At 40.9% G+C, this 10,242-nt stretch carries 7 protein-coding genes; 2 read left to right on the top strand and 5 right to left on the bottom strand.

Annotated features, from left to right (window positions below; genetic code table 11):
- Positions 1 to 224 precede the first annotated feature (224 nt).
- The 4 genes from Q0590_RS35820 to Q0590_RS35805 form a co-directional block, all read right to left on the bottom strand.
- Complete coding sequence (locus Q0590_RS35820; protein WP_302042494.1) at positions 225 to 1,457, bottom strand: PKD domain-containing protein; 1,233 nt, start codon at positions 1,455 to 1,457, stop codon at positions 225 to 227.
- Positions 1,458 to 2,110: 653 nt separating this feature from the next.
- The gene (locus Q0590_RS35815) at positions 2,111 to 5,425 is read right to left on the bottom strand and encodes an ELWxxDGT repeat protein (protein WP_302042493.1); all 3,315 of its coding nucleotides are present in this window, start codon (positions 5,423 to 5,425) and stop codon (positions 2,111 to 2,113) included.
- Between the two features lie 965 nt (positions 5,426 to 6,390).
- Positions 6,391 to 6,591 carry a hypothetical protein gene (locus Q0590_RS35810; RefSeq protein WP_302042492.1) on the bottom strand — a complete coding sequence of 67 codons (201 nt, stop codon included), beginning with the start codon at positions 6,589 to 6,591 and terminating at the stop codon, positions 6,391 to 6,393.
- 54 nt (positions 6,592 to 6,645) lie between these two features.
- Positions 6,646 to 7,287: a hypothetical protein gene (locus Q0590_RS35805; protein ID WP_302042491.1), complete on the bottom strand. Its 642-nt coding sequence runs from the start codon at positions 7,285 to 7,287 to the stop codon at positions 6,646 to 6,648.
- Positions 7,288 to 8,997: 1,710 nt separating this feature from the next.
- Between Q0590_RS35805 and Q0590_RS35800 the strand changes: the two genes are divergently transcribed.
- A complete protein-coding gene (locus Q0590_RS35800) occupies positions 8,998 to 9,375 on the top strand; it encodes a hypothetical protein (RefSeq protein WP_302042490.1) in 378 nt (125 codons plus the stop codon).
- 77 nt (positions 9,376 to 9,452) lie between these two features.
- Here Q0590_RS35800 and Q0590_RS35795 read toward each other — a convergent pair whose 3' ends face one another.
- Positions 9,453 to 9,674, bottom strand: a complete 222-nt coding sequence (locus Q0590_RS35795; RefSeq protein WP_302042489.1) for a helix-turn-helix domain-containing protein — start codon at positions 9,672 to 9,674, stop codon at positions 9,453 to 9,455.
- Positions 9,675 to 9,862: 188 nt separating this feature from the next.
- Here Q0590_RS35795 and Q0590_RS35790 point away from each other — a divergent pair, with 188 nt between their 5' ends.
- Complete coding sequence (locus Q0590_RS35790; protein WP_302042488.1) at positions 9,863 to 10,021, top strand: hypothetical protein; 159 nt, start codon at positions 9,863 to 9,865, stop codon at positions 10,019 to 10,021.
- Positions 10,022 to 10,242: the final 221 nt, after the last annotated feature.

The raw sequence follows: 10,242 nt of genomic DNA, 5'->3' as shown, positions 1-10,242 counted from the left end.
TTCTTTTTAGTCATCACTTTACAGAGTTAGTGTAAAGCTAATTCAGGAATTGACCCTTTGTTTAATAAGTAGCAATATGTAAAGTTGTTCATGTTTATCCTTAAATAGCTGTAGGTATCATGTCAAGCTAATAAGCCCTAAGGTTGCATACTTTATGGCTGCTATATACCTATATCAGTTTAAGTCCACAGGTATTTTCGTTTCTCTGATAATTACTCTCCTAGCTATTGTACGCTATATTCCCAAATATCTTTAGTTGCTTTAATATCAAGTCCAATTCCTGTTCCCATCCATACCCTATCTTGAAAAGTAAGCAGAAAAGGCCATGTTTTAGCCGGTTGTGGAAGGCTGCTTTTCTTTGTCCAGATGTTATCTTCTGCAGAGTATTGCCATAGATCCGTATAATATTCAATTTCCCGTTCTAGGGAAGCGTTTCTGATATCTTTCCATCCTAATCCAATATAGCCTTTTCCGTGTATCACAAAACCTGCGGCTCCATAGCGGCCTTTGCCAGGGAAATCTGCCTTTTTGCTCCACTGACCACTATCTCCATCAAACTCCCAAAAATCTGAAAGCACTACCTGGTTGCCTGCGCCTGTTTTAGTGACACCTGTGCCCACATACGCTTTATTGTTGATTACAAAGCCGGCTGCACTGTGTCTATCAGTTCCAGGAAAATCACTGAGCCTTGTCCACTCATCACTCTGTGGAGAATACATCCAGCACTGCTTGTTGCTAAAGCTATTGGCTCCTCCAACCACATAGCCTTTCCCCTTCAGGGCGAAAGTTGTAGCGGCTACATTAGCCAGCCCATTATTACCTGGAAAATTTTCAAGTCTTTTCCAACTGTCTGTCTCAGGCGTATATTCGTAGAAGGGAGATTGGCCACTGCCATTTTCTCCAAGACCAATATACACCTTGTTATCAAGTACAAAGCTTATACCCCCAGCAAAACTTGTCGGTGCATCGTTTTTCTGTATCCAGCTATTGCTTTCCTGATCATACATCCATAAATCTTTCAGCATCTCATTATTGGCCCGGTAGCCAAATCCGGCATACCAATGATTAGCTGCAAAAAAAGAGAGCGCCATATAGCGAATGCCTCCGGGAAAGTCTGTACCTGCTGTCCATTTGTCCATCGGCAAATCCTCGATAACAATGCTCTGAGAATTGCTGTTTGAGAGCCCGTTCCCTGTCACGGTTAGGGAAACAAGGTAGGTGCCATTAATTTTGTACTGATGCTGTGGATGCTGCTCGGTGGAACTAGTACCATCACCAAAGTTCCAGCGGTAGGCAGTTGCATATAAAGACAAATTTTTAAATGTTACCTGCCCTTTTTGGACGGAAGTCACCTCAAAGCTTGCCTGCGGTTGCTCTACCGGATGGGTTTCTACTGACTTCTTGCAAGCAAGGATAATCAAGAAAAACAGCAAGAAAAGTCCTAAATTTTTATACATTCTCATTGGTTGTATTTTGTAAAGACACTCGTATCAATTGTTTAAACTTGCCTAGGTATCCCACCTATCAAGCATTCTCTAAACAATTATTGAATCCTTTTCTGTTAAGTTGATCTTTCTCTGCGAAGAGATATAAGATTTTATTTCAGAATACTGATAGTCCATGCGCTCATTTGTCTTGTATACCAACTTGAGTTACCAATAGGGAATACATAAAGCATTTCTTCTTCATAAACCTACTTTAATTTCCAGTAAAGGTTATGTGGGGTTAAATAATGGGGCTACGTTCAATGCACCCTTACTATGCCACATCCTTACTATAAACTTTTTATCTTTCTCACCACCTATTTAAACTAATTTTTCGGTTCGATAAATGGAATAACATAAAGTCCAAAATGGATGAAAGGGGATAAAATGCTGTTTCCCACACTTTATTTTACCCGCTTGTCCAAGGCCTAAAAAGCAGAAGGGTATCACAACTACCCCTTTTTTTAAGGATCAGCCTTAGTATTAATTAAAACAGTTAAAATCGGCTGTCTTTTTACTTTCCTTAGTTAAAGAGGCATTCTTACCAATGCACTAAAGAACGCAGATAGAAAAAAGGCAGATAGATTTCCTATCTGCCCTAAAAAAGGTAGTAGACGACTCTTATCTTACTTTTTTACCACCTTAATCACCTTTATTTCTCCATCTTCGGTCTGCAGTTTGAGCAAATGCAAGCCTGCTTTCAGCGAGAGCCCTGTTAAGACTAGTTCCACTTCCGGCTGATTAGATATTACATACTCTGTTACAAAATACGTCTTGCCAACTATATCTGTCAGGGTGATTATTAGCTTGCCTTCTTGTCCGCCTGTAGCAATTGTTAGCTTCTCTGAGAAAGGATTGGGATAAACTACTACTGGGCTTGCTGGCAGCTCAACTCCTGCCAATTTAGCAGCAGACGGCACAAAAGGCGACAACACAGAGCCTGGAATCACAGAGATGTTACTGCTGCCAGGGATAGTCCAACCCACCGCTAAATTATCGCCATAAACCGCTTCTTTGTGCAAAGCTTCGATGTAGTACTTCTTACCTTTCTCCAAGCTAACAGCTACTGATTTTTGAGAAGAATACTTGATCCATTGCCTGGCTGAAGTATGGGCAGTCAGGTAGGCAATCTTTTGTTTACTTGCCGGGCTGTCAGAAGTACTCAGCCATAATTCTGCCTGATCATCAGCCGCTATATAGAAGATGTAACTGCCGGTAGCTGGCGCACAAATGTAGCCTCTGATCCGCTGTCCATAGTTATCACCGATTCCTGAAGGGGTTTCAAAAGAGCTGATTTGGGTAGAAGAGGTAGGAGTGGTAGTGAAAGGAATATCTGTTACAGCTCCACCTCTGACATTAGCCCAGTACTCGCGCAAGATGCTACCAGTGGCACTACAAGCAATAACCGTCGGCATCACAGGCGAGAGAACAGATCCTGGAATGATGCTGATGCTACCACTTCCTGGGCTTGCCCAGGCTACAGCTAAATTATCGCCCCCGGTGGCTTCCTTATGCAGGGCTTCTATGTAGTACTTTTTGCCTTTTTCCAAAGCAATAGTAGCTGATTTTTGAGAAGGGTATTTTACCCAATCTCCATTTCTGGCCCATCCGGTAACTGAGGCAATTTTGCGTTTGCTTGCCGAATTATCACTGGTTGATAGCCACAGCTCACTGTTATCATCGGAAGCAATATAGAAGGTATAATTCCCTGTTGTCGGGGCACAGATATAACCCCGGATGCGCTGTCCATAGTTGTCAGCTATATTCGTAGGAGCTTCAAACGAGCTAAGCTGCGAAGTGGAAGCAGGTGCAGTATTTACGGGAATGGCTGTTATTTCTTTGCCTGCATTGTTCGTCCAATACTCCCGCAGAATGCTGCCACTAGCTGTACATGCAGATGTGGAAGGCGTATCAGTAACTGATACAAATCTAAAGGTAGCCGTATTGAGCTGCGTGTTATTTTGTGAAGTCAGTGCCAATCCTACATAAACACTGCTACCCATAGTAATAGTAGTTTGGCCGATCATAATCCAGTTTACTGCATCAAAAGAATAATAAGAGGTAAATGTGTTTCCACTTCTTTCCAGCTTGAGTTTAAGAAGACTGGGTGTTGTACCTGTAACAGATTTGTACCCAGGTGTACCTGATCCCTGTCGCCACATAAAGTTGGTGCTACTTGAAGGATTGACAGCCACGGCTACAAAAGAAGAACTTGGACTAAGATCCTCCCGGATCATTAAGCCAGCCAGGGCATAGGGATGGGTATTGCCCATGCTTTCCACTTCTGCTGTAATACTACCATTCCCACTAAAGGGCTGATAGACGTAATGGAATGCATCCGGGGCTTTGTAGTAGTCATTACCTCCGCTTTCTACTAAAAAGCCTTCTATGCCAGACATAGGCCTAGTAGTTCCAGGCAAAGCCACCGCACCTATATCCTGGTTTTTCCAGGGAGCAGGCAGGGTGCTACTTTGTGGTATTACTTTAACGGTTCCTGCTTCTGTGCCATCACTTTTCCACAACTGCCTGCTTACTCCAAAGCCATCATACGCCGAAAAGTATAGGGTATTATTGACAACTGTTAAATCTTGTGGGGTAGATGAATTTGGAATTCCCCCACCTTCCGGATAGATTTCTTTTACCTGCACGGTACCCTGAGAAGTTCCATTACTTTTCCAAAGTTCCCCATTATTAATTTCACCACCTGGAAGCGTAAACAGCAACGTGCCATTTAAGTTTGTCAGTTCAAAGGAAGGGAAAAAATCATAATAATACTCCTGATAGAATTCTTTTAGAATAACTGTTCCAGCTCCTGTGCCATCACTTTTCCAGAGTTGCTGAGAGCGCATTTTTGTTCCAAACTCATCTGCCTGCGCAGCTTGGGCAACAAAAAACAGCGTTTCATTTATTACCAGCATCTCAAACTCCACAGGTAAACCTATTGATTTTATGAACACTGTGCCTGCGGTTGTACCATCTGTTTTCCACAATTGACGATCGTTTCCAACGTCATAACGATCATAATCAGTCTGCGCTAAAAAGTATAAAGCCCCATTAAAGGCAACGAATGTGTCGGGAAAGGAACTAACTTCAAAAGAACCTCCATATCGCCCTTCCTGTTCAGGTGCAATATCTTTCAGTAGCACTGTACCTGCGGCCGTACCATCGCTTTTCCATAGTTCGGTTCCTTTATCAGGCGTACTAGCGGCAAAATATAAGCTGCCATTCCAGGCATATAAACTAGAGGGTGAGGAGCTTCCTGTGCCAGGGTATATATCTTTTACCAGTTGGGTTCCTGCGGCTGTGCCATTGCTTTTCCAAAGTTCCCAGCCAGTAGCCGGATCATAGCCTGAAAAGTACAGTACGCCATTCAGGTTAGCTAAGCCGGAAAAGCCCTTGGCTGCACCGGAATTAATACTTTTTAACAGAATGGTTCCACCAGAGGTGCCGTCACTTTTCCAAAGCTCATAGGTATTGCTTCCTTTATTCAACACAAAGTACAGCAGACCGTTCACCTCAGTAAGTTGGGAAAAAGGAGAAGGAATTGAGGAAGTAAAGCTTTTTACAAGCACTGTACTTTCGGCTGTGCCATTGCTTTTCCATAGCTGTATTCCATTGGCTGTAAAATACAAACTGCTGCCTATCTTTTTCAGGTTGGCCGGCGATGAGCTAGCGGCCATTGAGGCAATATCTTTGACTAAAACAGTTCCAGAAGTAGTGCCATTGCTCTTCCATAACTCGGTTCCTTTATCAGGTGTGCTGGCTGCAAAGAATAAGCTACCATTCACATGGGTGAGGCCTGTGGGATTCTCTTGAGCGAGCAGGGGAACTACATAGAAAAAGTAAGTAAGCAGAAATACTGCGGCTTGTGTAGCCGCACTACACTGACTGTGCCGCCAAATTAAGGGGCCAAAGCTGGTAGAAGGTAGAAAATAACGCATGAAAAGGTTGGTAAGGGTTTGAAAGAAATACTTGATAGTTGTTTGTTTTTAATAAAATTTCTGCCGGATAGATAGCAGAAAGTGCACTAGTTGGAATAGCTGTCTAGTAGACAGAAAGCCTAAGAAAAGGTTGACAAAAAAGATTAGCCAGAGAAAACCTTGTTTATAGCGATGCAGATTACTAATGGATTAGGAGAGCAAGTAAACAAGCTGAACATACATAAATAGCTTAAGTGGTTGTAAATAAAGTAGTTAAAAGTGTATACAAGTTACTGTATCTGTTCCAGGTAAATGTGTGCCTTCCTTTTCGGATATCGGGATCCAGCTTATAAAGCTGCCTGTAGAAAATGGAGGCCTTAATTTATGTTTTCAGCGGATATTACCCGCCTGTACAATGCAAGATAATGTTCAAAAGTGTAGGCCACAAAGCTACTAAGAAGGCCTATACCTGTCAATACCCATTTCCAGGTATATTGCTGATAAGTCAAGAACTATTTTGCCATATTTCGTCTTTTACGTGTAACAAGGAAAATGTTGCAGACAATAGCGAATGCATGAACTTTAACCACCACTTTTTGACTAGATAGCCTTTTGCTCACAACGTAAAATGTACCTGTCTACAGGGTAGAGATTTATGAGATGAAAAAGGAAATTGATGGTAACAAAAACTCATGAAAATTAGCTAAGTGAACTTTGATTAATTTAACCAGTTTTTGTAACTCCTGCCATTATGGCTGATTTAGTAAGAAGGGAATAATGATTTATTGATTGTTGAGTTACACAAAACCCAAGGTTCCTGATACTGAGATGAGCAAAGTTGATTTTTAAGTAAATAAGCTATTATCCTTCTTCATAGGTCAATTAAAATAACTCCTATAGATCGATTTCTTTCTAACTTTTAGAAATGTAAAAAGGCAGATATTAGATCTGCCTTTTATAGATACTCCTCATGGATCGTTGATAGGTTAATTTTTCGGATCCTTTGTTTGGCTTTTTAGCAGTGCCCCGTTTGTATGGGCATTCTTGCTATACAGGTGTATGGCAATCAGTAGTAGAAAGAATATGGCTATGGCTATCATCGTCCATTTACTTTTCATCCATGTAGAGAAGGACGCTTGTGAAGCTAATAGTTGCCCTAGTTCAAGGGGCTTATATGATGTGATCATCTTTGTGTCTGTTTATATTGTATGTTGTGTATGTTGTATGTTGTGTATGTTGGTTTATGCTTCAAGTTGGTAAATTTTGTAGCGGGTTTCAGAAAGCTGTTCATAGCCATACTCAAACAGTTTAGTTACCGCTCGATTTTCAACCTCGACAATAGTAAAACACAGTTGAAAATCGAATCCTTCTTTTGCTAACATCTCCCGACTGATCTCTGCTTGACCATAGATCGCATACAGCTTTTCTAAGATCTGCTCACTGCTGATGGCCCGATCGATATTATGCTGATACTTTCTATATTTTGTTTGGTGATAAGCTATTGCTGCTTTTTGCTCGGCAGCCTCCTCTGACAGTCCTTTGATTTGATTTTCTATGGCTAATAGTTTTGCCCGTAGTAAACTGTTCGCTTTTTTCTCTGCTTGCAACTCCCTTTGCAATTGTTCTAGCTCCTGCTGCACTCCTTCCAGAAAAGCGATCAGACTTTGGCCATCTAAGTTCTCTTGGATAGCAAAGACAAGCCATAGGATACGCTCACCAAGCTGGCTAATGACCAGGCCTTCATCTATGCCTAGCTGATAGAATCGTTCTTTCAGATAAGCCGTACAGGCGATGGTGATATTTTCCTTTTTCAGGATTGATTCGTCGATTGGCTCACAGGCATACAGGGGTCTGCGGCCGCTAGATTTGGGATACTCCAACATAGGGTTGTTTGTAGTTTAAAAAATGAGGCATCACTATGCCTTAATGAATTGGTTAACTGAAATGAACCGTGCCTATAGCCACCAACGGATATGCTTACACTTGTATTAGCCTACCGGAATGGGAAAAATGCTATAGAAAAAAATAGTCATTTTCAGTATGGCAAATGTATGGCCTTAGCCATCAAAAGAGCATGAAAACGCTTCTCTTTTGTCATTTGCGTACCAAAACTGATTAAAGGTACCTTTATGGGATGAAATCGATCTATTGGTGCTATTTGTCCATTGATCTGCTTGCTGAAAGATTACCTTTTGATAGGATTAGCCCAAGGAGATATTTTGCGTAAAAACAACTCATGCGCTAGAAGTGGGCGTATCTATTCTGTGGGTGAAACGTATGGAAAAAAGCTTTTCATAAAGAATTATACGTTTTTGCCTAGTGGCACGAAAAGCTCATTCAAACCTTTACCAAGTTGCATTATTTCTAGGTGTAAGTGCTTATGGAAAATTACTTACTAGTGAACATTCTAGGTTGGTTTATCTTACATTCAAAGGCCTTCACATGCTGCTTTATTCTGTGGAACCTGATGTAGGGTTTTTAGTCAACGATTCGAATTGATTGTTCTCTTTTCATAACTTTTCAGCCTTATTTGAATCGATTTCAATCTTTTTCTATCGTTCTGAATCGGTTTAAATATCTTTAAAAAGATTTGAGTCTTTTCAGTGCTTATTTTGCCTCAAATAATGGAATTGAAGCACTTTTTTGTATTGCCTGCATCGTTCACATAAGAAGGATTTCTTGCAAGCTTATGTGAACGATTTTGAGGCTCATAAACAAAGCAAATGTGAACGGAGAACAGACGAGGATATCATCCAAAAATCGTTCTCATTTACTGGTAAGGAAATTCGCTACATTTTCTTGCTAATAAAGCATTTTCTGCTAGTAGTTGCATCCTGTAAAAAAATTGACAATACCAACTATTTTGCTCTTTCTGTTGTGAACGCAAATGAGAACGATTTGGAGTAAATTGATTAGCAATAAGTTGAATTAGTTATAAAGCATATTGGCCTCCGCAGCCCATACATGAGAAGATGATGACAATGCTTGGCGGATGGTTTAAAAATATCCTTTTTTTAAGATTCGCTCTTTGGTTAGAAACACATTCTTTTTCATTTTCTGTAAGAATGGTCTTGCTCTTGATGAGAGTAGTATCCGCCAAACTATTTCTCAAAGATGGATATGAGGCTAGCCTGGCTGATCAAACCTGCTTACTTATTTCATCCCTAGCCATGATTTTACCTACAGCTATACCTATAAAAAGAAAAGAATGCAACCGTTTTTTTGTAACTCCACACGCCTGTAGGAGTTTACAGGTTTTTCTCTTAAAAGTCGTATCTGTGAGCAAATACGACTTTTACCATACTCATTGCCCTTGCCTGTTAATTACTTGATTCATTCCTTAAAAGACTCTTTTCAGCTTTTGCTGGAAAGGCTGTTAACCCCCTTTAAATTATTCCTAGCCGCACAACCATTGAAAATGCTTTGACTACTCTATAGGTATCACGTAGAGCTTCGAGCTATCTGTTTTTTTTGAGTACTATAGTATGCAAATTTGGAAAAATTTGTATCTTACTTGCAGTTGTGAACAGGGCCCTGGTAGCCTATGTTTACTCGAGAACTTATCTAGGGCAACAAATCATGCCTATTACTGTATGGATATTTATGTAGATCAATTCAAAAAAGCCCATCTTCCCGAAGGAAAGCATTTAGTTTCCATCACTTCTGTGGAAGAAGGTAAGACTAGAACCAACCACTCCTACTTTCAATGCGTCTTTGAAAATGAGCATGGGCAGATACAGGCCTGGTTTTACCCCACAGAAAAAGGGATCAAAGCGGTGGTGCGCTTATTTACGGCAGCCGGCCTAGAAGTACGCAGTGGAGCTGTCTTGCAAACCGAGCGGCTGCTGGGAACAAAGCTCTATATATGGGTGAAGAAAGATACCTTCTTTGACAAAGAAAAAGGCCAAGAGCGCACCTATCATATGGTGAGTCGCTTCGAACCGGTTTTGGATGATCAGGGGGCTAGATGAAAAAAGAAGCTAAGGGTGCTTCAAAAGTGTCTGGTATGAGAAGCATGGGGCCTTGACAAAGTAGATTGTTGAGCGGGTTAGTCACTTTTCTGCTCGACTCTCACCACCAATTCGGAGGGGTTGATTTCTAAGGCAGCTGCCAGTTTGAACAGTGTAGCAAGGGTAGGTTGCCGCAAGCCTCTTTCCAAGAGTGAGATATAGGTCCGATCCAGTTCACAGAGTTCAGCCAGCTTTTCTTGTGATAAATGGCGCTCTTTGCGCATTTCTTGAAGTACTTTACCAAACAAATCCGCTTTCATAGGGGCTTCTGATAGGGCAGGCAATCTAAGGGAAAGGCTTCCCTTAGACTACAGACTATAGTCTGCAATAAGAGAATTCAATACTCTACTATAGATGGAGGCAATCAAACAAGGAGGAATGATAGGAGAGTAAGAATGGGAAGAGGTGATGAAAAATTAGTTCTAGATAGGAATACTGATAGATAACAATGGCAAAGAAAAAAACAGGATTTAAAAAAGGCACTTATAAAAAAGGAGAAAAACCTTCGGATTATGCAGGTGGCTGGGAAAACAATCTGCTCACGGCTGAGCAGCTTAGGGAGAAAGCTTGGCACAGAGAAAGTATGAGTAAAAGAAGTAAAAAGTAATTGATGCTGATAAGACTATGGCTGAATAAGACCTGAATTGTTGCTTTTTCAACAGTCTATGTTTTTTCAAAGCTGAATGCCACTTACAATTTGGGGTTTTTTAATAAATCTTTCTTTAGCAACTATTCCGTTCAAAGGCACACTGATTTCTAAATATGGAAAAATTAAGTTAACGTGAACTATGGATTAGCCGGTGCAACATTAGGCAGCCATAGGGTAGT

The organism is Rhodocytophaga aerolata (genome assembly GCF_030503435.1).
Classification (GTDB): Bacteria; Bacteroidota; Bacteroidia; order Cytophagales; family 172606-1; genus Rhodocytophaga; species Rhodocytophaga aerolata.
This window is presented reverse-complemented; position numbering and strand designations above follow the sequence as displayed.

Coding starts and splice junctions, on each gene's coding strand:
- Q0590_RS35790 (WP_302042488.1), top strand. CDS start 9,863: ATGGCAAAGAAAAAAACAGGATTTAAAAAAGGCACTTATAAAAAAGGA.
- Q0590_RS35810 (WP_302042492.1), bottom strand. CDS start 6,591: ATGATCACATCATATAAGCCCCTTGAACTAGGGCAACTATTAGCTTCA.
- Q0590_RS35800 (WP_302042490.1), top strand. CDS start 8,998: ATGGATATTTATGTAGATCAATTCAAAAAAGCCCATCTTCCCGAAGGA.
- Q0590_RS35805 (WP_302042491.1), bottom strand. CDS start 7,287: ATGTTGGAGTATCCCAAATCTAGCGGCCGCAGACCCCTGTATGCCTGT.
- Q0590_RS35815 (WP_302042493.1), bottom strand. CDS start 5,425: ATGCGTTATTTTCTACCTTCTACCAGCTTTGGCCCCTTAATTTGGCGG.
- Q0590_RS35795 (WP_302042489.1), bottom strand. CDS start 9,674: ATGAAAGCGGATTTGTTTGGTAAAGTACTTCAAGAAATGCGCAAAGAG.
- Q0590_RS35820 (WP_302042494.1), bottom strand. CDS start 1,457: ATGTATAAAAATTTAGGACTTTTCTTGCTGTTTTTCTTGATTATCCTT.